General features: G+C 51.7%; 19 protein-coding genes. 5 read left to right on the top strand and 14 right to left on the bottom strand.

All coding sequences use genetic code 11. The annotated features are described in order from the left end of the window. Positions 1-25: 25 nt before the first annotated feature. The 6 genes from E6P06_RS10425 to ahpC form a co-directional block, all read right to left on the bottom strand. Positions 26-793 carry a DmsC/YnfH family molybdoenzyme membrane anchor subunit gene (locus tag E6P06_RS10425; RefSeq protein WP_139935212.1) on the bottom strand — a complete coding sequence of 256 codons (768 nt, stop codon included), beginning with the start codon at positions 791-793 and terminating at the stop codon, positions 26-28. After that, positions 793-1,350 (bottom strand): 4Fe-4S dicluster domain-containing protein, encoded by a 558-nt coding sequence (locus tag E6P06_RS10420; protein ID WP_003022094.1) that lies wholly within the window; start codon positions 1,348-1,350, stop codon positions 793-795. Before E6P06_RS10420 ends, E6P06_RS10425 begins: the two co-directional genes overlap by 1 nt. After that, the gene (locus E6P06_RS10415) at positions 1,347-3,617 is read right to left on the bottom strand and encodes a molybdopterin-dependent oxidoreductase (protein WP_003835615.1); all 2,271 of its coding nucleotides are present in this window, start codon (positions 3,615-3,617) and stop codon (positions 1,347-1,349) included. Before E6P06_RS10415 ends, E6P06_RS10420 begins: the two co-directional genes overlap by 4 nt. Beyond that, positions 3,614-4,168 (bottom strand): molecular chaperone, encoded by a 555-nt coding sequence (locus E6P06_RS10410; RefSeq protein ID WP_139935211.1) that lies wholly within the window; start codon positions 4,166-4,168, stop codon positions 3,614-3,616. Before E6P06_RS10410 ends, E6P06_RS10415 begins: the two co-directional genes overlap by 4 nt. A gap of 223 nt (positions 4,169-4,391) precedes the next feature. Further along, entirely contained in the window at positions 4,392-5,957 is a 1,566-nt protein-coding gene (gene ahpF, locus E6P06_RS10405) for an alkyl hydroperoxide reductase subunit F (protein ID WP_054528182.1), read from the bottom strand. A 154-nt stretch (positions 5,958-6,111) separates the two neighbouring features. Beyond that, positions 6,112-6,675, bottom strand: a complete 564-nt coding sequence (gene ahpC, locus E6P06_RS10400) for an alkyl hydroperoxide reductase subunit C (RefSeq protein WP_002894394.1) — start codon at positions 6,673-6,675, stop codon at positions 6,112-6,114. Between the two features lie 366 nt (positions 6,676-7,041). Here ahpC and dsbG point away from each other — a divergent pair, with 366 nt between their 5' ends. From dsbG to E6P06_RS10380, 4 genes are all read left to right on the top strand, one after another. Then, the gene (gene dsbG, locus E6P06_RS10395) at positions 7,042-7,788 is read left to right on the top strand and encodes a thiol:disulfide interchange protein DsbG (protein ID WP_139935210.1); all 747 of its coding nucleotides are present in this window, start codon (positions 7,042-7,044) and stop codon (positions 7,786-7,788) included. A gap of 204 nt (positions 7,789-7,992) precedes the next feature. Beyond that, positions 7,993-8,907 (top strand): LysR family transcriptional regulator, encoded by a 915-nt coding sequence (locus E6P06_RS10390; protein WP_139935209.1) that lies wholly within the window; start codon positions 7,993-7,995, stop codon positions 8,905-8,907. A 157-nt stretch (positions 8,908-9,064) separates the two neighbouring features. Beyond that, entirely contained in the window at positions 9,065-10,288 is a 1,224-nt protein-coding gene (locus E6P06_RS10385) for a phosphoadenosine phosphosulfate reductase (protein ID WP_139935208.1), read from the top strand. Continuing rightward, positions 10,273-10,890 carry a ParB/RepB/Spo0J family partition protein gene (locus tag E6P06_RS10380; RefSeq protein WP_106107871.1) on the top strand — a complete coding sequence of 206 codons (618 nt, stop codon included), beginning with the start codon at positions 10,273-10,275 and terminating at the stop codon, positions 10,888-10,890. The genes E6P06_RS10385 and E6P06_RS10380 overlap by 16 nt, the downstream gene beginning before the upstream one ends. Here the strand turns inward: E6P06_RS10380 and E6P06_RS10375 are convergent, their stop codons facing one another. Further along, complete coding sequence (locus E6P06_RS10375) at positions 10,891-12,051, bottom strand: pyridoxal phosphate-dependent aminotransferase (RefSeq protein WP_048216712.1); 1,161 nt, start codon at positions 12,049-12,051, stop codon at positions 10,891-10,893. Between the two features lie 131 nt (positions 12,052-12,182). On the opposite strand from E6P06_RS10375, the gene E6P06_RS10370 reads away from it, so the two are divergent. Continuing rightward, the gene (locus E6P06_RS10370) at positions 12,183-13,271 is read left to right on the top strand and encodes an oxidoreductase (protein ID WP_003835631.1); all 1,089 of its coding nucleotides are present in this window, start codon (positions 12,183-12,185) and stop codon (positions 13,269-13,271) included. A 114-nt stretch (positions 13,272-13,385) separates the two neighbouring features. Here E6P06_RS10370 and E6P06_RS10365 read toward each other — a convergent pair whose 3' ends face one another. From E6P06_RS10365 to entC, 7 genes are all read right to left on the bottom strand, one after another. After that, positions 13,386-13,583, bottom strand: a complete 198-nt coding sequence (locus tag E6P06_RS10365) for a YbdD/YjiX family protein (RefSeq protein WP_006685574.1) — start codon at positions 13,581-13,583, stop codon at positions 13,386-13,388. Positions 13,584-13,646: 63 nt separating this feature from the next. Continuing rightward, entirely contained in the window at positions 13,647-15,752 is a 2,106-nt protein-coding gene (gene cstA, locus E6P06_RS10360) for a pyruvate/proton symporter CstA (protein WP_003022061.1), read from the bottom strand. Between the two features lie 185 nt (positions 15,753-15,937). Further along, a complete protein-coding gene (entH, locus tag E6P06_RS10355) occupies positions 15,938-16,351 on the bottom strand; it encodes a proofreading thioesterase EntH (protein ID WP_003022055.1) in 414 nt (137 codons plus the stop codon). 2 nt (positions 16,352-16,353) lie between these two features. After that, a complete protein-coding gene (gene entA / locus E6P06_RS10350; protein WP_003022049.1) occupies positions 16,354-17,109 on the bottom strand; it encodes a 2,3-dihydro-2,3-dihydroxybenzoate dehydrogenase EntA in 756 nt (251 codons plus the stop codon). Then, positions 17,109-17,966 (bottom strand): isochorismatase, encoded by an 858-nt coding sequence (locus E6P06_RS10345; RefSeq protein WP_054528180.1) that lies wholly within the window; start codon positions 17,964-17,966, stop codon positions 17,109-17,111. The genes entA and E6P06_RS10345 overlap by 1 nt, the downstream gene beginning before the upstream one ends. 13 nt (positions 17,967-17,979) lie before the next feature. Continuing rightward, on the bottom strand, positions 17,980-19,590 hold the full coding sequence (entE, locus tag E6P06_RS10340) for a (2,3-dihydroxybenzoyl)adenylate synthase EntE (protein ID WP_032948773.1): 1,611 nt from the start codon (positions 19,588-19,590) through the stop codon (positions 17,980-17,982). 31 nt (positions 19,591-19,621) lie between these two features. Further along, positions 19,622-20,797, bottom strand: coding sequence for an isochorismate synthase EntC (gene entC / locus E6P06_RS10335; RefSeq protein WP_044699498.1), 1,176 nt, complete (start codon positions 20,795-20,797; stop codon positions 19,622-19,624). Positions 20,798-20,844 lie beyond the last annotated feature (47 nt).

Below are 20,844 nucleotides of genomic sequence, written 5' to 3'. Positions count from 1 at the left end.
GACAGGGGTTTTTATTACCTCACGATCAATACAAATGACCGATATTCACGATGGTGCTGATCGTATCGCCAAAGAACGTCAGACGACTCAGGAATATGCCAACAAACAGCAGGACAAAAATCGCTTTTGCGCGACGCTCTCCCTGACGGCTTAGCACAAAGGCCACCGCCAGACAGACCAGACTCGCCAGATAAAGCGGCGACGTCAGCCAGGCATGCGCCGTCATCTGCATGATAGTGCCGCCGCTTAGCCAGATAATGGGCGCGGCGATCATGACCGCCATACACACAACAATCCCCTGGCGCAATGCGGCAACGGCAGGTGCAAGGTTAAGCAGTGGAATCGCCGCACACCCCATCACCCACACCGTGATAAAGAACAACAGCATTGTCAGACCGTTGGCTATCGCCACCATTGCCGGGGCAGCATAGGTCATCCCCTGCACCGCCACCAGCGCGATACCGAGAACAGAGGCCAGAACAGCTGGCACTTTGTGCCCTTTTGCCAAAAACGTCATCCCGACCGCCGCACCGTATAAGGTTGCGCCAAGAATTTCACGGCTCAGCCAGGCGTGCTGCAGGTTAATCAGGGCATCGTAGGCGCGATCCGGATGTGCAAGGTGCAGGATCGCTGCAACGGACGCCACCGCCAGAACCAGCCCACTTACCAGCCAGTACAGGCGTTTGCTTTCCAGTTTTCCTTGCAGCGTGCGTAGCGTCAGAATGAGCGTGATCCCAACCGACATCTGGCTCAATACGGTAAAAATAACCAGCGGAAGTTCATACTTTTCCATTACTTGCCCTCCGGCTGCTTCGGCTGACGCGCAAGGATAAAACGCGTGCCAGGATTAAGCTGCGGCATACGCGGGAATCCCGGCGGATACTGTACGGCATTGTCAGGTATAGGATCGGCATCCAGATCGATAAGCGTCAGCGCACCTACCGGACAGGCATTCACGCAAGCCGGTTGCATACCAACATCAAGACGCTCGTAGCACATGCTGCATTTTTCCGCTTTCTTCGTCTCCTCATTAAAACGCGGCGCACCGTATGGGCAGTTGCGGATACAGTTTTTGCATCCAATACAGCGCTCCGGGTTATGCACCACGACACCATCTTCACGCTTGGTGTAGGCCTCTACCGGACACGCCGCCAGACAGGCCGGGTTTTCGCAGTGGTTACAGGCCAGCGAATAGAACGCCCGCTCTTCATGCGGATAAATTTCTTTATCCAGCGGGTAGACATAGCGCCAGAAACGTTCAGGTTCCAACTGGTTAAAACTCTTACACGCCATTGCACAGCCACGGCAGCCGATGCATTTATCGCTATTAACTAAAAACGCGCGTCTCATGCCGCTGCTCCTTTACTGATCAAAATGATGTCCGCAAACTGACTGTGGATAGCCGCACCTGGCGCACCGGTTTTCATCAACCCCATATCGGCTGGGGTATCCGCCACCACGTTTTGAACGTTGTATTTCCGTTTCGGGAACCACGCCTCGTACATCACCAGGAAATCTTCCGGAACGTTAGCGGTTACCTTCGCACGCAGTTCTACTTCACCTACGGTGTTAAACACTTTCACCAGGTCGTTTTCGGCAATGCCTCTTTTTTCTGCGGAAATCGGATGCATATAGACAAACGGCTCCGGATAGAAGACCTGCATCCAGTCAAGGTTGATAAATTGGGAATGGATACCGAACTGCACATGCGGTGTAAACAGGTGGAATGGCAGCGTGCTTTTCGCCTCCGGTTTGTATTCCGGCAGCGCCGTATGGCCATTTTTCTCACACAGCTCAGATCTGAACTCAAACTTTCCTGAGGGGGTTTTAAATTTGCGGTCATACCAGGCCGCAGAACTCGGCAAAATGGCTTTTTTCGGGCCATCCAGTAAGTCATCCCAGGAGGAGATGCCAAACATTTTGGCCATTCCGTCATTGAATTCCTGGTCCAGCCAACGCTTATGATTGAACTCCTGCGGGAATGTGCAAGAACCCGGCTCCAGCTTGTTGATTGTGCGGGAAAGTAAAACGGCGATTTCCAGATCGCATTTTGCCTCGTACATTGGCTTAATTGCAGGCTGGTTGATTGAGAGCCAGTAGTGCCAATATGAGGCGTCTACGTTCCACTCTTCAAAGGCCGTGGTGACAGGCAAAACGATATCGGCATGCTGGACGGTCTCGTTAAAGAACTGATCGGCACAGACCACCATTTCCAGTTTTTCGAATGCTTTTTCCATCTTGCTGCGATCAAAATCCTGAGCAAACGGGTTCTTACAGGCAACCCAAAGCATTCGGACAGGCGGCTCGTTGGCTTCCAGAATTCCCTTGGCGGTCTGGTTGATATTCAATGAGCGATCGGAATACTGTGCGACTTCCCCCGCAGAACCAAACTCGCTGGTAGTTCCCGCTGCACCTGGCATACCGATGGAGCCTACCGGTGGCTTCTGCAGCATGGCATTGTAGTTAAAGCCCCAGGTATGCAGGTGGCCGTAGCGAGCGCCACCGCCTTCAATGCCAATATTGCCGGTCATTGCCACAAAGGCATCGATCGCCCGTACGTTAGCGCCGCCGTTAACATGACGCTGCATGCCGTAGCCAATCCACACGGTAGCAGGGTTAACCGCGGTAAATTCTTCCGCCAACTGGCGAATAACATCCGCCGACAGCCCGCAAATCTCAGACGCCCACTCTACGGTAACGCTGTTGCGCAGATAGGCTTCGAATTCCGGGTAACCATGGGAATAGTTGTTGACGAAATCCTGGTCCACCAGACCTTTATCCACCAAATGACGTGCCATACCCAGCGCCAGCGCACCATCAGAACCAGGACGAACGCGTAAATAGAGATCGGCTTTCGCAGCGGTCTGGGTTAACAGCGGATCGATAACGACCACTTTCGCCCCTTTCTCCCGCGCCTGGTAGATATACTTCATGGTGTGCATAGAGCACCAGGCCGGGTTAGCGCCCCAGATAATGATGTATTTTGCTTTCACAAAATCTTCCGGGTCGTTACACCACATATCACCCATATCGTAGTTCTGGGCATCGATACCGGCTGGCCAGCAAGGTGTTCCGGCAAAACGCGTGGTGTAACCCAGCGAAGACATCATCCCTTCAACCGCATAGTTCAATACCCCAAATTTGCCGGAATATTTGGTCATCGCCAGACCCAGCATTGAACCGTCTTTCTTTTTAATTTCCAGCATCTTGGTCGCAATGCGCTGCATTGCTTCGTCCCAGGAAATACGACGCCAGTTCCCACTGCCGCGAACATCCTGAACCATCGGATATTTAATGCGGTCCGGGCTGTATACCCTGCGTGGATAGCTCAGTCCCTTCACACACGGAGTTCCATGCGTAAACGTTGACTCAGGCGCCCCCTCCACAAAGGTGATGACGTCATCCTTCACCCAAGTTTTCAGGCTACAAGTGTCATAGCAGTTACGCGGACAGGCGTTACGATAGATTTTGTAGGTTTTGGGGTTAAATGGAATGGGCGGTTGCGCCAATGCACAGCGTGAAGTCAGCAATCCCCCTGGCAGGGCTGCGACCGTGCCAAGGGCAATCAACCCTTTCAAAAATGAACGTCTGTTCAGAACTCCCGGTTCATTACTCATATTGATACTCTCGTTTTTAATTCATCAAGCCAAGAAGACAATCTTCCAGCAACGTTTTTCAACGTGGCGGTTTGTGCATTTATATTTATTTTTTCTATATACTCGGGCACCCACACCGCGACATACTCAGAGGCATATCGAGTAAGGGTCACCTGGTATTCTGACGATGCTCTGGCATTAGCTGATAATAAAACCGCCAATTCCAATACACAGGAAATATGATCATCCGGAATATTATTCACGGCACTTATAGATAACCCTATATTTGCCATGAATTCCCGAATGCTAAGGGTTGATTTACCCATTACAAGGGCATCTTCTTCAAGATAAACCGAGGCAAACGGCGCGGCCTTTAGCTTCTGCGGTCCGACAAACAGCGCATTGAAGTCGTACTCCGCTTCCAACCACTCCTGCTCTGTTAGCGCCGAGGCATTTGTATCTAAAGCTGAATAAGCCGCTTTCAGCGTGCAACTATCGTGAGAGATAAAAAAATCACGTAACAATAACCCTGTCGATTCAAAGATCGTCAGGGTTTCATATACTTCACCCATGAATTAACCAACCATTTATTCACACAACAAATGAAAAAATAATGCAGGTTAATATAATAAAGATAACGCCCTCTCTTTCTTTGATGAAAATAATGATCAGGCTAATTAAGTGAATGTTTTATACGGTTTATTGTTTCAAGAATTGACAATGTGAGTATATGGAAATAAAAAACCGCCAGCGGATGACTGGCGGTTTTGGCATTGCAGGTGAGTCTTACTCTTTTTATGCTACTGTCGTGCGAATCAGATAATCAAACGAACTCAACGAGGCCTTCGCGCCTTCACCGGTCGCGATGATAATCTGCTTATACGGTACGGTGGTGCAGTCACCGGCAGCGAAAACACCTTTCACGCTGGTTTCGCACTTGGCATCGATGATGATTTCACCCATGCGATTACGTTCAACGGCGCCTTCCAGCCAGTTGGTGTTCGGCAGCAGACCAATCTGTACAAAGATACCGGCCAGTTCCACATTGTGAACATCCCCGCTCACGCGGTCACGATACTCCAGGCCAGTGACCTTGCTGCCATCGCCTTTCACTTCTGTCGTTTGCGCGTTCAGAATGATGTCGATATTTTTCAGGCTGCGAAGCTTATTCTGCAACACCTGGTCTGCCTTCATTTCAGGAGCAAACTCCAGCAGCGTCACATGTTCAACAATACCTGCCAGGTCGATAGCCGCTTCAACGCCGGAGTTACCGCCGCCAATTACCGCAACACGCTTACCTTTAAACAGCGGACCATCACAGTGCGGGCAATAGGTTACACCTTTGGTGCGATACTGATCTTCACCCGGAACGTTCATGTTGCGCCATTTCGCGCCGGTGGCGATGATAATGCTACGTGCTTTCAGCACCGCGCCGGAGGCTGTTTCAATCTGATGCAAACCGCCTTCCTGCGCTGCCGGGATCAGTTTGCTTGCGCTCTGGCTGTCGATCACATCGACATCATAATCATCAACGTGTGCTTTCAGTGCACCTGCCAGTTTCTGACCTTCAGTTTTCGGTACTGAGATGTAGTTTTCAATATCAACGGTATCAAGAACCTGACCGCCAAAACGTTCGCCCATCAGACCGGTGCGAATGCCTTTACGTGCAGAGTACACCGCTGCCGCTGCCCCCGCAGGACCAGAACCGACAATCAACACGTCATAAGCATCGCGCTTATTCAGTTCTTCAGCCGCACGTTTTTCTGCGCCGGTATCCACTTTCGCCACGATCTCAGTCAGCGTCATACGACCCTGGCCGAACTCTTTGCCGTTCATAAACACCGCCGGAACGCCCATCACGTTACGATCGGTGATTTCGTTCTGGAATGTACCGCCGTCAATCGCCGTATGTTTGATACGTGGGTTCAGTACCGACATCAAGTTCAACGCCTGCACCACGTCCGGGCAGTTGTGGCAGGAGAGCGAATAATAGGTTTCAAATTCAAAATCACCGTCGAGATCGCGGATCTGCTCCAGCAACGCCTGCGCCTCTTTTGACGGGTGACCGCCGGTCCACAGCAGAGCCAGCACCAGAGAGGTAAACTCATGACCCAGCGGAGAACCGGCAAAACGCGGTCCCTGGTGAGAACCGGGATTGGTAATCAGGAACGATGGCTTACGCACCGCCAGAGTATTGTCTTCTTTAAAGGTGACTTTTTCTGACAGTTCAGCAATTTCAGTCAGCAGTTCCTTGATTTCTGCCGATTTAGCGCTGTCATCCAGCGTAGCAATCAGCTCAACAGGTTTGGTCAGTTTCTCAAGATAAGCCCTGAGCTGGGTTTTCATATTTGTGTCGAGCATTATTCTTCCCTCTCTGAAAACATCATCATGCAAGCCGATTTTGCGGGACTGCATTAATGCAACTTGCGTCATGGTGCTGGAATAAAACAGGCGCAGATTTGCGCCTGTGGAATGCCGGATGCACTACGTTTATCCGGCCTACAAATTATGCGACTTAAATCTTACCAACCAGGTCCAGAGATGGAGCTAAGGTTGCTTCACCTTCTTTCCATTTCGCCGGGCAAACTTCACCTGGGTGAGAAGCGACATACTGTGCAGCTTTAATTTTACGCAGCAGGTCAGATGCATCACGGCCGATACCTTCAGCAGTAACTTCGATTGCCTGGATGATACCCTGCGGGTCAACAACGAAGGTTGCGCGGTCAGCCAGACCTTCATCTTCACGCATGTTGTCGAAGTTACGGGTCAGGGCGCCAGTCGGGTCGCCGATCATCGCGTATTTGATTTTAGCGATGGTCTCAGAGCTGCTGTGCCATGCTTTGTGGGTGAAGTGGGTATCAGTAGATACGGAATACACATCTACGCCCAGTTTCTGCAGTTCTTCGTAATGGTCTGCAACGTCACCCAGTTCGGTCGGGCATACGAAAGTAAAGTCAGCCGGGTAGAAGAAGAAGACGCTCCAGCGACCTTCGGTATCTTTCTCGGTTACTTCGATGAACTCACCGTTTTTGAACGCCTGGTTTTTGAAAGGTTTAATTTTGGTATTAATCAAAGACATCTGTACTTCCTCCGTGTTTTCGTTGAGAGATAAGTTAACGAAAATCTCTTAGCAGGGCTAATGCGTTTCCTTTATCAAATCAATAAGCGTTAACTAACAACTTACTCAATCGAACCTAAAAGACAAAAGTAAAAAAGGCCCCCTATGCAGGGAGCCTCATTACCCGAGCTACCCGCAGGTAACGTCAGTGCCAGCAGGGCTGGCTATGTGTTGCGCTCTACATTACCTTAACAAAGGTCGTAACAGCGATTGGGATTACATCACCCAACTCAAGAAAGGGCAATCGATGGACCGTCGATCTTACCTATGGCTGCGATAGGTTTTGCAATTAAGCCCCCTTTCCTGCTGATTTTATAAGGAAAATCAATGTTTAAACGTACCTTACTTTTAACCCTGCTCCCTGCCGTGGTGCATGCCGAAGAACTGCCTGCTCCCGTTAAAGCTATTGAGAAACAGGGCATTACCATCCTGAAGCCTTTCGATGCACCGGGTGGAATGAAAGGCTATCTGGGAAAATACCAGGACATGGGGGTCACTATCTATGTCACGCCTGACGGTAAACATGCCATCTCCGGCTACATGTATAATGAAAAAGGCGAAAACCTCAGTAATTCGCTCATAGAAAAAGAGATCTATGCCCCTGCCGGACGTGAAATGTGGCAGCGAATGGAAAAAGCGTCGTGGATTCTGGACGGGAAAAAAGAGGCACCGGTTATTGTGTACGTGTTTGCCGATCCCTTCTGTCCCTATTGTAAACAGTTCTGGCAGCAGGCGCGTCCGTGGGTAGAATCCGGTAAAGTTCAGTTGCGTACATTATTGGTTGGCGTAATTAAACCTGAAAGTCCGGCCACCGCCGCTGCAATTCTGGCAACCAAAGATCCGGGCAAAACCTGGCATGACTATGAGGCATCCGGTGGGAAAATGAAGCTGGAAATCCCGGTTTCGGTCCCTGCGGAGCAAATGAAGTTACTGAATATCAACCAAAAGTTGATGGATGATTTGGGGGCCAACGTAACGCCGGCTATCTATTACATGAGTAAAGACGATACGTTACAACAGGAAGTAGGCTTACCGGATAAAGAAAAATTAAAAATTATCATGGGAAATAAATAAAAGTAACAAGATGAGTGATTGTTATCGTTCTCATATCAATCACTCATTTAAATTAACTTCCCTGCTGAAAATTACGCAACTTGTGCTATTTTAGCTAAAGTTAATTATTCATTAAGCACACAAACATAAATTTCAAGAATAACTACCCTTTAAACTATTCAACAATTGAATTTTTCAATACATTACCATCACAGGAAGGTACGCATGGCTAACCTCTATGACCTCAAAAAGTTCGATCTCAACCTGTTGATTATATTTGAATGCATATATCAACATTTGAGCATCAGCAAGGCTGCAGAAACGCTGTACATCACGCCATCAGCTGTAAGTCAGTCATTGCAACGACTGCGTACGCAGTTTAACGACCCGCTGTTTATTCGCTCAGGTAAAGGAATCACCCCAACGACGGCTGGAATTAACCTACATCAGCATCTTGAGAAAAATCTCAACAGTCTGGAGCAGACAATCAACATTATGCATAACTCCAGCCTGAAGAAAAAATTTATTATTTACTGCCCACAACTAACAACAACTATTAATATCGCGGAAGTTATTCATTTTCTCAGAGAAGACTCACATGTCGAAATTGAGCACCATGACATACTCATCACTGCTGAAAGTGCGGAAAACCTGTTGGCTTACAGAAAGGCAGATTTAGTCATTACTACCGCTCCAGTGAGTAATCGCTCGATCATATGCTCGCCATTTAAAACCATCGAAACAGTATTAGTCTGTAACAAAAACCATCCCAGAATTAATGGAAAAACCACGCTTGAAAAAATATTAAAAGAACAGTTTACGCAGCTTCTTTCTGAAGACCCAGGCATTAAAGAATACAGGCAACAAACCAAATTTTTTCTGGAAAATTGTGATGTTGGTTTCCGTAGCGACTCATTGATAACGCTTGCCAACATCATTTCAAATACAGATATCATTGGTTTACTACCAACAGCGATTTATGAGCAATATGCCGGCACATTTAATTTAAAAGAAATTAAAACCGAGTTCCCCTCACCTAAAATAAATTTATTTTTGATGTATAACAGAGCGTCACTCAATAATAATGGGTTTGACGATTTCATTAAAAAAATAAACAACAAGCACAACCTAAAAAACTAACAAGTAGACCTTTATCAATTCATTTTGAATTTGTATGAATAAATGCAATCCAAAATAATTGTGAATATATTAAAAAAGTTGCACCCAACAAAAATTAGCATATCTTATTGTCAGTATTTGTTATTATTTTGAATAATGATTCTGATATGAGTTCAATATGTCTATTTATAAAATCCCGCTTGGTCAAAACGTGCTGGAAGCCGCTCTGGAGCGCATAACCTGGACACTTGAAACCCTACCTCGTGTTTGTGTCTCCTTTTCCGGCGGGAAGGATTCAGGACTAATGCTACATCTGACAGCCATGCTTGCACGCCAACTGCATAAAAAAATAAATGTGTTGTTTATCGATTGGGAAGCACAATTCTCCTGCACTATCGACTATGTAGGAGCTCTACGTGAACATTATGCCGATGTCATCGAACGATTTTATTGGGTGGCATTACCGCTGACGACGCAGAATTCACTGTCACAATTTCAACCCGAATGGCAGTGTTGGGAGCCGGGTACGAAATGGGTTCGCCAGCCGCCCGCAGATGCCATAACCGATCCTGAATATTTCTCCTTCTATCAACCCGGCATGACCTTTGAACAATTTGTTCGTGAGTTCGCTGACTGGTTTTCGCAGAAACGACCGGCTGCCATGATGGTGGGCATCCGCGCCGATGAGTCATATAACCGCTTTGTTGCCATTGCCAACTCGCAAAAGCAGCGTTTTGCCGATGACAAGCCGTGGACGACTGCAGCACCTGGTGGACACACCTGGTATATTTACCCGCTGTATGACTGGAAAACAGCCGACATCTGGACGTGGTTTGCGAAGTCAAAATTGCCGTGTAACCCCCTGTATAATCTGATGTACCAGGCCGGGGTCCCGACACGATATATGCGCATTTGCGAACCCTTTGGCCCGGAACAGCGTCAGGGATTATGGCTATATCATGTCATTGAACCCGAGCGCTGGGCGGCTATGTGCGCCCGTGTCAGCGGTGTTAAAAGCGGGGGGATTTATGCCGGTCATGACAACCATTTTTACGGTCATCGGAAAATACTTAAACCAGAGCATTTAAGCTGGCAGGAATATGCCATGCTGCTATTGAACAGCATGCCGGAGACTACCGCAGAGCATTACCGCAATAAAATCGCCGTCTATTTGCAGTGGTATAAGAAAAAAGGCATGGATAATATCCCACAAAATCAGGAAGGCGATATTGGTTCGAAAGATATTCCTTCATGGCGACGTATCTGCAAAGTCCTGTTGAATAATGATTACTGGTGTCGGGCACTTTCATTCAGTCCAACGAAACCCAAAAACTACCAACGCTATAACGAACGTATGAAAACAAAACGCCAGGAATGGGGAATCTTATGCAACACCGACTAACTCACGAACTCCTCGGCTTTCTTTCTGGCCTGTCAGAAGAAGAACGAATTGAAGCCATCAATGAATTCAGGCGGGCGATACACAGCGTCAGTCCCTTTCGCGAGGAACCCGTAGATTGCGTACTTTGGGTTAAAAATGATCACATTTCACCCAATGACTACAACCCCAATAACGTTGCGCCACCGGAGAAAAAGCTGCTGCTGAAATCCCTTGAAGCAGACGGGTTTACACAGCCCATTGTGGTGGTTCACTCAACGGCAGAGGAATACGAAATTGTCGACGGTTTCCACCGCCACGAGTTAGGTAAAGCCAAAGCCTCACTGAGGCCCAGGCTTAAAGGATACCTGCCGGTTGCCTGTTTAGAACGAGAACGCCAAGAGCGTATGGCGGCGACCATTCGCCACAACCGCGCCCGTGGGCGTCATCAAATCCACGCCATGTCCGAGATTGTCCGCGAGCTATCGCAACTGGGATGGAGTGAAGAAAGAATTAGCAAGGATCTCGGCATGGACAACGACGAGGTGTTACGCCTGAAGCAAATCAACGGTCTGCAAGAGTTGTTCGCCGACCGTCGATTCTCCAAAGCCTGGACGGTGAAATAGCTACAGCGACACCAGACGTTCAGCTGCTGTTAACAGCGTCGATTCTTGCTTGGCAAAACAGAGACGAATCAGTTTATGCGGGAAAGGATCGGCGCAAAACACCGACAGCGGTATCGCCGCAACGCCCACTTCAGTGGTCAGCCACTGGCAAAATTCCACGTCGTTAAGCGTGGAAACGGCGCTGTAATCGACCAGCAGAAAATACGTGCCTTCACACGGCAGAATTTCCAGTCGGCTGTCACGCAGCGCGTTCACCAACACGTCGCGTTTTTTCTGATAAAACGCAGGCAGCTCGCGATAGTGTGCAGGATCTTCTCGTAGCATATCCGCCAGGGCCAACTGAGCCGGCGTGTTGACGGAAAACGTCAGATACTGGTGTACCTTGCGTAACTCAGCGCTAATGGCTGCTGGCGCAACGCAGTAGCCAATCTTCCAGCCGGTCATATGGTAGGTCTTACCAAACGATGAAACAGCAACAGCGCGTTCCCGCAGCTCTGAATGTGCCAGCACACTGGCATGCCCTTGCCTGGCGAAACAGATATGCTCATAAACTTCGTCGCTGATGACAAAGATCTCGCGTTCTTTAATTGCTTGCCACAGCGCGTCAAAATCGGCGTGATGCCACACGGTGGCAGAAGGATTATGTGGCGTGTTCAGGATAACCAATCGGGTACGGTCGCTGAGTAAGGCACTAAAAGCCTGCCAGTCGACGCGAAAAGACGGTGGTTGCAGCGCGATACGTTTAACCACCCCGCCGGATAATTCAACCGCAGGCGCATAGCTGTCGTAGCTCGGGTCAAAACAAATCACCTCATCACCTGGGCGCACCAGCGCAGTGATCGCGGCATACAGCGCTTCTGTGGCCCCCGCAGTGATGGTCACTTCACTATTCGCGTCGGGTTTGTAGCCGTACAGGTCTGCCGTTTTATCCGCGATGGCTTCGCGCAGCGGCTGCACGCCCGTCATCGGTGCATACTGGTTTGCACCGTGCGCGACGTGATACGCCAGACGCTCCTGCAAAAAGAGCGGACCGTCAAAATCAGGAAATCCCTGCGAGAGATTAATGGCCTGATGCTGCTGCGCCAGCGCACTCATTTGCGTGAAGATAGTAGTGCCCAGGTTAGGCAGTTTGCTTTGCGGAATCAGCGGGTTATTACTCATTATTGTTATCCCAGCGTGTGATGTTGTGGTTGAAGCCACTATAACACGATGCTAGTATTTGGCAATCAAGACGTTCAGACGTCTATATAAAAATAACCTGCCTGGACAGGACAGCCAAAGGACAACACAACATGAGTAATACAGAGATTCGCGTCGTCACCGGCCCGGCCAACTATTTTTCCCATCCCGGCAGCCTGTCGAGACTCAACGATTTTTTCACTACCGACCAACTTTCACGCGCCGTGTGGGTTTATGGTGAGCGCGCTATCGATGCGGCCCGCCCTTATCTGCCAGAGACATTTCATCTCGCCGAGGCTAAGCGCCTGCTGTTTACGGGACATTGCAGCGAAACCGATGTTGCTCAACTGGCAAAAGAGTCGGGAGATAATCGCAGCGTGGTGATTGGCGTGGGCGGAGGAACATTGCTCGACACCGCTAAAGCGTTGGCCCGTCGTCTGGATCTGCCGTTTGTCGGTATTCCTACGATTGCGGCGACCTGCGCCGCCTGGACGCCGCTTTCCGTCTGGTATAACGATGCAGGCCAGGCGCTGCATTTTGAAATTTTCCCTGATGCCAATTTCCTCGTTCTGGTCGAACCCGAGATCGTTCTCAATGCGCCAGAGGAATATCTACTGGCGGGGATCGGCGACACGCTGGCGAAGTGGTACGAGGCCGTCGTGCTTGCGCCTCAGCCAGAAAACCTGCCATTAACTGTTCGTCTGGGTATCGATGCCGCGCAGACGATCCGCGACGTCCTGCTGGAAAGCAGCGAGCAGGCGCTGACAGATAAACAACAAGGCTCGTTAAGCCGCACGTTTTGCGATGTAGTGGATGCGATTATTGCCGGAGGCGGCATGGTTGGTGGTCTGGGCGAGCGCTACACCCGCGTGGCGGCGGCGCATTCTGTTCACAATGGCCTGACCGTCCTCCCACAAACAGAGAAGTTTTTACATGGCACTAAAGTGGCGTACGGCATCCTGGTGCAGAGTGCGTTGTTGGGTCAAGATGCCGTGCTGGCGCAGTTAATTACCGCCTATCAGCGCTTCAACCTGCCCACCCGATTAGCTCAACTGGACGTGGACATCAATAATCGCGCAGAAATCGACAAAGTGATTACGCACACCCTGCGCCCGGTGGAGTCCATTCACGCCCTGCCGGTAACGTTAACGCCGGAGACACTGCGCGCAGCATTCGAAAAGGTAGAATCGTTTACGGTATGATTAGGGTATGGGATGCCTGATAGCGGCTTCGCCTTATCAGGCCTACGACGACTAATTATAACGGCAAATGCGATGTTGTAGGCCGGATAAGCGTCAGTGCCATCCGGCAAAAAATCAACAGCACTTCGCGCCGCCTTTCCCCCCATATCGCGCATCCTGGCGCTCGCGGAAAAATTCTTCGTAGGTCATTGGCGTTTGGTCCGGATGCGTGACGCGCATATGTTCAACATAGTTGTCGTAATCCGGCACACCTATCATTAATCGGGCGGTTTGACCTAAATACTTCCCGGCTTTGGAGAGTGTTTCAAACATAGTGATTCCCTGTCGTACAAACGCCCTCCCCATTCAGGAGAGGGCTCATTGGTTAAGAGAATATTAGTGCGCGCCTTTCGCCTGCGCCACGATCTCTTCGACATTCTCAGGCATCGGCTCGTACGGCGTCTCTTTCGAAGTTGGTTTGTCCTCTTTCAATGCTGCCAGCGCAGTTTTGATGGAGAACAGACCCAGCACCACAACGACTACCATGAAGAAGATGGTGAGACCCGCATCCAGGCGGTTGTTAAACACCAGCTGCGTCAGCTGCGACTGGGTGTACTGCGCCGGAATGTTACCGCTGTCGATCATCGCCTGGAATTTGTTGGCGATAGCCAGGAAGCCGATTTTTGCATCCGGGCTAAACGCTTTCTGCCAGCCAGCGGTCAGGGTACAAATCAGCAGCCAGGCGGTTGGGACCAGTGCCACCCACGCGTAGCGCTGGCGTTTCATCTTGAACAGCACCACAGCACAGAGCATCAACGCCATACCTGCCAGCATCTGGTTGGCGATACCAAACAGCGGCCACAGGGTATTAATACCACCCAGAGGATCCACCACACCCTGGTGTAAGAAGTAACCCCAGGCCAGCACGCACAGCGCCGTCGCAAGCAGGTTCGCTGGCAGCGAATCGGTACGTTTCAGGCCCGGTGACACCACGCCCAGCAAGTCCTGCAGCATAAAGCGCGCAGCGCGTGTACCGGCATCAACCGCCGTCAAAATAAACAAAGCTTCAAACAGAATGGCGAAGTGATACCAGAACGCCACATCCATCATGCCACCCAGTGCGCCATGCAGAATGTACGCCATCCCGACGGCCAGCGTCGGCGCACCACCTGCGCGGGAGATAATGGATTGCTCACCCACTTCATTGGCGATTTGGTGCAGAGTATCTGGCGTAATAGCAAAGCCCCAACTACTGACTACCTGTGCCGCAGAAGCCACTACATCAACCGTGCCCGCAGGAGCCAGCACCGCCATCGGGCTGTTCATCGCAAAGTACACGCCCGGATCGATGATGCACGCGGAAACCAGCGCCATAATGGCGACAAAGGATTCCATCAGCATTCCGCCGTAGCCGATAAAGCAAGCCTGCCCTTCATTCGCCAGCATCTTCGGCGTGGTTCCGGAGGAGATCAGCGCATGGAAGCCAGATACCGCACCGCATGCAATGGTGATAAACAGGAACGGGAACAGGTTACCGGTCCAGACCGGGCCAGTACCGTCAACAAACTTGGTCAGAGCTGGCATGGTCAGCGTCGGACGCATGATCAGAATCCCTACCGCCAGACCAACAATGGTGCCGATTTTCAGGAAGGTAGAGAGGTAATCACGCGGGGCCAGCAGCAGCCACACCGGCAGCACGGCGGCGACAAAACCGTAGCCCACCAGCATCCAGGTCAGCTGTACGCCGGTAAAGTCAAAGTACGGTGCCCAGGTCGGGCTTTCCGCTACCCAGCCGCCGGAAATAATGGCAAACACCAGGAATACCAGACCGATGACCGACACTTCACCAATGCGGCCCGGGCGCAGATAGCGCAGGTAAATCCCCATAAAAATCGCCAGCGGGATAGTGAACGCTACGGTGTAAGTTCCCCACGGGCTGTGGGTCAGCGCTTTCACGACAATCATCGCCAGTACCGCGAGGATAATCACCATGATCATAAAACAGGCTACCAGCGCAATAACACCCGCCGTTGGGCCCATCTCTTCTTTCACCAGTTCGCCAAGGGAACGACCATCGCGACGGGTAGAAACAAACAGCACCATGAAGTCCTGCACCGCCCCTGCCAGTACCACCCCGGCGAGCAGCCAGATCATACCCGGCAGATAGCCCATTTGCGCCGCCAGCACCGGTCCAACTAACGGACCCGCTCCGGCAATCGCTGCAAAATGGTGACCAAACAGTACTTTTTTATCGGTGGGTACATAATCCAGACCATCGTTATGACGCACGGCTGGCGTCATACGCGTCGGGTCCAGCGCCAGTACATTTTTCGCGATGTACAGGCCATAGAAACGGTAAGCGATAAGGTAGACACAGACTGACGCCACGACTATCCACAACGCGTTGATCTGTTCACCACGATTTAACGCAATATATCCCAGGGCAAATGCTCCGATAACGGAGAGCAATGTCCAGAGGAGGTATTTCCCTGATTTATTCATAGTTGTTGTCCGTTTGCGTGATCCAGAAAGATGTTACATTTTGTTTCTATAACATCTTTCCTGATTTTAACAACCTGACAACCACATAAACCTGAGACATAACTGACTATTTACATTGCATTGTTAACTGGATCACTTCATTTACCTGTTAACTCTGCAATTTCATTTTACTTTGCCGGGTAACCTCACCCCATCACCGCCGTGCCTAAACGGCAGGTGCAGCAGCGTCGTCCCTGCTCATCAAAGATGACGATTTCCCAGCTTTGATTTTGACGCCCAAGATGCAACGGCTGACAAACGCCGCGTACTTTCCCCTGCGATACCGCCCGATGATGCGTGGCGTTTAGTTCCGTCCCCACCACACACTGCCCGTCGCGCGTCATCAGATAACCCGCCATCGAACCCAACGTTTCCGCCAGGGCCGCCGACGCGCCGCCATGCAGCAGGCCAAACGGCTGATGCGTTCGGCTATCCACCGGCATTTCGGCTTCCAGCACATCATCACCCAGTCGTGTATAGACCATTCCCAGATGCGCCACCATCGTGTTCTGACTGGTGGCATTGAGTTCATCCAGCGTCAAATGACGTTTCCAGATCATCGTCATGCCCCCAGCGTGGAACCGCCGTCCACCACGATATCCTGTAATGTAATGTGGCTGGCCAGATCGGAAGCGAGGAATAAAATAGTGTTGGTGATCTCTTGCGGCCGGGCGATTTTCCCCAGCGGAATCCCAAGCTTAAACTGCTCGCCAAATCCACGAATGCGCTGTTGCTCCGCGTCATCGCTGACCCACAGCGTACGCTGCATGTCGGTATCGGTCGAACCCGGAGAAACCACGTTACAACGCACACCGCTGCCTGCCAGTTCAAGTCCGACGGTCAGCGCCAGGCTTTTCAACGCGGCCTTTGAGGCACCGTAAGCACTCATGCCGATACGCGGCGTGTGCGCCGCATCCGACGCGACGGTCACGATCGCCCCGCCCTGCTGGCGACGAAACTGCGCCATCGTCTGCTGAAACAGATTGAACGCCCCGCCAACGTTAACCGCAAACGTCTGCTGCCACTCCTCAGCGCTTAGCGCATCGGTGGCACCCATACGCAAAATACCTGCGGCATTGACCAACACATCCAAACGCTCGCGCGCTTTGAGGACGCGCTGGCACACCTCAGCTACCTGTCCGGCATTCGCCACATCCAGCACTTCGGTCGTAAACGGGTAGTTATCCTGAGGAAATTCGCGATCGAATCCAGTCACCTCAGCACCTGCATTCGCAAACGCCAGCGCCGTGGTGTAGCCAATCCCTTTTCCCGCCCCGGTTACCCAGACGGTTTTCCCGGCAAAATCAAATCCGGCCATTACTTCACCTCGCGGGAGAGCAGCGCCCACCATGCGTCAATGGTCGGTTTTTTCGCCAACATCACGAAATCAATGTCACCATGAACCTTACGCCAGCGCGCCGCCAGCGCCATCATGCGCACGGAATCCAGCCCATAGTCGATCAGGTTTTCGTCATCCATCGGCTCTTCGGACTCATCCAGCAGCGGTAGAATAATGCTGCGCAACGCATCTTTACTGACCGGAACCGGCGTCGGTAATAATTCCTGGGTCATAACCACACGCCCGGAACGTCCCGCCACGTATTTCAGCGACATCAAGTGTTCGTCACGGCTAAAATCCGCCAGCGCATCGGCAACCATAAACGGCTTGATGTCACGCATGAAAGCGTCCGTTGCGGTGGTCATACAGCCAATATGCGCATACACCCCGGTAATGATCAGTTGATTACGCCCGGTTTCCTTGAGCATCTGTTCCAGCGGGGAGCGATGGAATGCGCTATAACGCCATTTCACAAGAATGGTATCCGCTTCATCCGGCGCCAGCGCCTCAACAATCTTTTGTTGTTCCGGCGAACGCGTCAGGCCCGGTCCCCACATATCATTGAGCAGAGCGCGGTCTTCATCACTCTGCTCTTTCGGTTGAGCGGTGTAATAAACCGGAATATTATGCTCTTTGCAGTATTGGCGCAGAGCGGCGATGTTCGCGACGACCTGCTCCATCATCGGACAGTTATCGCCCCAAAAGCCGATAAAATAATCCTGCATGTCGTGGATCAGCAGCGCAGCGCGTTCAGGGTCAAATGCCCAGTCGACTTTGTTCACCGGAACATCAAGCGCCGTTGGTAGCGCATAAGCCTGCAGTTTAGGAATTGCCATTTCTATTTCTCCTTCAGGCCAGTGAACGTGATGCCAGCCACTGACGTAATTGTTTTTTATCTACCTTCCCCACTGGAGTCAGCGGTAATGACTCAACGCACTCAACACGATCGGGTAATTTGAATTCCGCCACACCCTGTTCGCGCAGAAAACGGCGCACCTGAACCGCGCGCAGCGGCTCTTTTACCACTAGCCAGGCACAGCTTTTCTCGCCCATCAGTTCGTCATCCATACTGACCAGCGCGGCATGGATAACCATTGGATGGCGCAGCAGCAGGTTTTCAATCTCTTCAGCAGCGATCTTCTCCCCGCCGCGGTTGATCTGATCCTTTTCGCGTCCCTGAACGGTGATGTAGCCATCCGGGTCGATAGCGATCAGATCGCCGGAACAGTAAAAGCCGTTGGCGTCAAAGGCGCTGGCATTATGCTCAGGGCTTTTGAAATAACCACGGAAGGTGTACGGACCACGTGTCATCAAGCGTCCGGTCTCTCCCTGGGCTAAGGGGTTGCCGTCAGCGTCTGCTACCCAGACTTCATCATCAGGACACATCGGGCGCCCCTGGGTATTGATGATGCGCTCAGGACTGTCGTCCAGACGGGTGTAGTTCACCAGCCCTTCCGCCATGCCGAAGACCTGCTGCAACTGGCAGCCAATCTCAGCCGGAATACGCGCCGCAAGCGTGGCGGAAAGTCTCGCTCCACCGACCTGTAGCAGTTTCAGCGAAGCCAGTTGCGCATTGCTGCCCCACTCCGCAATCGCCTGCAACCACAGGCTCACCGCAGGTGGCACCAGCGCCGTGACGTTAACCTGATGCTGTTCAATCAGCGGGAAACACAGGGTAGCGCTAGGGTCGGCCGCCAGCACGACGGTGCCGCCGGCCAGGAACACACCCAGCGCGCCTGGCGAACTCATGGCGTAGTTATGCGCCGCCGGGATTGCGCATAAATAACGCGTTTCCCCGGTGAAGCGGCAAATCTCATTGCTGCGACGCACGCTGTAGTAGTAATCGTTATGAGTGCGAGGAATCAGCTTTGGCGTCCCGGTCGTCCCGCCGGAAAGCTGGAAGTACGCCACCTCATCAGCGGGCGACGGTGTAGCCGTAAAATCAGTCGCAGGTTGGCTTATCGCCGTTTGCAGATTGTGTTCACCTTCGTCGTTGTGCAGTTGCACCACGCGCACTGAATTGTGTTCGGCCACAAAAGCGTTTAGAAAATCGTCCCCGCTAAACAGCGTATGCTGGCGATCGGCAATCAGCAGCGCCGGTTCAATCTGTTTGGCATAGGCATTGAGTTCGTTACGCTGATGGCTGAACAGGGCCAGCACCGGAGCTACGCCCAGCTTGAGTAACGCAAAGAAGGTGATATATAGCTCAGCCACATTGCCCAGTTGTACCAGCGCGGTTTCACCGGGTTTAATCCCTTGGCGACGCAAACTGCAGGCTAGATTGTCAGCGGCCTGATTCAGCTGGCGATAGCTCAGATGGCGTTCACCATCAATAACCGCCGTATGGTCGCTGTCGGCGTGACGGGTCAGAATGTCGGTCAGCGGCAAATCCTGCCAGTAACCTTTTTCACGATACCTGCGGGCAAACTCTTCCGGCCAGCGGGTGAATGGAATACTCATTATTGCTCCTTAAAACCAGTCCACAAGGCTCTTAATGCAGTCCAAAAACATTCAACATCGTGGAGAGCTTGGCCCCCGTTTCACGCCATTCCGCAACCGGGGAAGAGGCTGGAACAATTCCTGCTCCGGCAAAGAAACGCACCTGATTGCGCAACAGCTTCGCACAGCGGATCGTCACCACCCACTCACCGTTACCTTCGGCATCACACCAGCCGACAATACCGCCGAACAGTTCGCGATCGAACGGCTCCAGCTCGGCGATAAGTTTGCGCGCAACCTGATGTGGGAAGCCGCTCAGCGCAGGCGTCGGGTGCAGCAGGCACGCCAGCGTCAGGGCGTTTTCCTGCGCGTTGGCTTTACCTTCAAACGGCGTGCCGAGGTGCCAGAGCGTCGGCGTAGTAACCAGCTGCGGAGAAGAAGGCAGTTGCAGTTCACGGCTGCGATCGCGCAATATCGTTTTCATAGCTTGCGTCACCAGTTCGTGCTCATGGCGGTCCTTCTCAGATGCCAGCAGGCGGATCCCTGCTTCGCGATCCAGCACATCATCAGGCTGACGACGTGCAGAGCCCGCCAGCGGCAGAGAACTGAAACGCTCGCCTTCTTTGCGCAGAAGCAATTCCGGGCTGGCACCAATCAATACGCCGCCGTCTTCAATCGGCACATGGAAGTTGTAGCTCGCTGGATTTTGCGCCACCAGACGCTCCAGCAGCGCACCGCTGTCAATGTTGGCATCGGTGGTGATATCGATCAGGCGTGACAACACCACTTTGTCGACTTCCGGAGTAGACGTCAGCGCAGCCGCCCGGGCGACCATATCTTCAAAAAAGTCCTGTTCCGGGATCGATTTACGTTCCACGACGTTCAGCGACTGATGCGCGGTAAAGTAACGTGATGATTGCTGCTTCGCCGTACGAGAAAAGCTCTGCCACGATTGGGGAATAAACAGCGATGATGGCTGGCGGGTATCAAAGGGAATCGCCCCGACCATGACAGGATTCGCGATACCCTGTGATTTGGCATCAGCAAACAGTGCGTTCATTTTTTGTTGGAAAGGGCTGTCTGGCGAATCGCCATCAATTGCCGGTTCCGCATAGCGGGCGAAGCATCCTGACGTCGTAAAACTACGGTACGGCGACATAAAGAAAAAACTGTCGGGAGCGAGCGTCGGCATAGTCTGCGTTTTTTCCTCGGCCAGTGACGTATCCATATCATCCTCCAAAAATGATAAAGGCTCTAATAATGATTATCATTTAT

It is taken from the genome of Citrobacter sp. CF971 (assembly GCF_006385635.1).
GTDB classification, from domain to species: domain Bacteria; phylum Pseudomonadota; class Gammaproteobacteria; order Enterobacterales; family Enterobacteriaceae; genus Citrobacter; species Citrobacter freundii.
The sequence above is the reverse complement of the archived record's forward strand: the minus strand, read 5'-3'. Positions and strand labels throughout refer to the sequence as shown.

What these genes read in the sequence shown, in the direction of transcription:
- E6P06_RS10425 (WP_139935212.1), bottom strand. Translation starts at nt 793, where the DNA reads ATGGAAAAGTATGAACTTCCGCTGGTTATTTTTACCGTATTGAGCCAG.
- E6P06_RS10420 (WP_003022094.1), bottom strand. Translation starts at nt 1,350, where the DNA reads ATGAGACGCGCGTTTTTAGTTAATAGCGATAAATGCATCGGCTGCCGT.
- E6P06_RS10415 (WP_003835615.1), bottom strand. Translation starts at nt 3,617, where the DNA reads ATGAGTAATGAACCGGGAGTTCTGAACAGACGTTCATTTTTGAAAGGG.
- E6P06_RS10410 (WP_139935211.1), bottom strand. Translation starts at nt 4,168, where the DNA reads ATGGGTGAAGTATATGAAACCCTGACGATCTTTGAATCGACAGGGTTA.
- ahpF (WP_054528182.1), bottom strand. Translation starts at nt 5,957, where the DNA reads ATGCTCGACACAAATATGAAAACCCAGCTCAGGGCTTATCTTGAGAAA.
- ahpC (WP_002894394.1), bottom strand. Translation starts at nt 6,675, where the DNA reads ATGTCTTTGATTAATACCAAAATTAAACCTTTCAAAAACCAGGCGTTC.
- dsbG (WP_139935210.1), top strand. Translation starts at nt 7,042, where the DNA reads ATGTTTAAACGTACCTTACTTTTAACCCTGCTCCCTGCCGTGGTGCAT.
- E6P06_RS10390 (WP_139935209.1), top strand. Translation starts at nt 7,993, where the DNA reads ATGGCTAACCTCTATGACCTCAAAAAGTTCGATCTCAACCTGTTGATT.
- E6P06_RS10385 (WP_139935208.1), top strand. Translation starts at nt 9,065, where the DNA reads ATGTCTATTTATAAAATCCCGCTTGGTCAAAACGTGCTGGAAGCCGCT.
- E6P06_RS10380 (WP_106107871.1), top strand. Translation starts at nt 10,273, where the DNA reads ATGCAACACCGACTAACTCACGAACTCCTCGGCTTTCTTTCTGGCCTG.
- E6P06_RS10375 (WP_048216712.1), bottom strand. Translation starts at nt 12,051, where the DNA reads ATGAGTAATAACCCGCTGATTCCGCAAAGCAAACTGCCTAACCTGGGC.
- E6P06_RS10370 (WP_003835631.1), top strand. Translation starts at nt 12,183, where the DNA reads ATGAGTAATACAGAGATTCGCGTCGTCACCGGCCCGGCCAACTATTTT.
- E6P06_RS10365 (WP_006685574.1), bottom strand. Translation starts at nt 13,583, where the DNA reads ATGTTTGAAACACTCTCCAAAGCCGGGAAGTATTTAGGTCAAACCGCC.
- cstA (WP_003022061.1), bottom strand. Translation starts at nt 15,752, where the DNA reads ATGAATAAATCAGGGAAATACCTCCTCTGGACATTGCTCTCCGTTATC.
- entH (WP_003022055.1), bottom strand. Translation starts at nt 16,351, where the DNA reads ATGATCTGGAAACGTCATTTGACGCTGGATGAACTCAATGCCACCAGT.
- entA (WP_003022049.1), bottom strand. Translation starts at nt 17,109, where the DNA reads ATGGCCGGATTTGATTTTGCCGGGAAAACCGTCTGGGTAACCGGGGCG.
- E6P06_RS10345 (WP_054528180.1), bottom strand. Translation starts at nt 17,966, where the DNA reads ATGGCAATTCCTAAACTGCAGGCTTATGCGCTACCAACGGCGCTTGAT.
- entE (WP_032948773.1), bottom strand. Translation starts at nt 19,590, where the DNA reads ATGAGTATTCCATTCACCCGCTGGCCGGAAGAGTTTGCCCGCAGGTAT.
- entC (WP_044699498.1), bottom strand. Translation starts at nt 20,797, where the DNA reads ATGGATACGTCACTGGCCGAGGAAAAAACGCAGACTATGCCGACGCTC.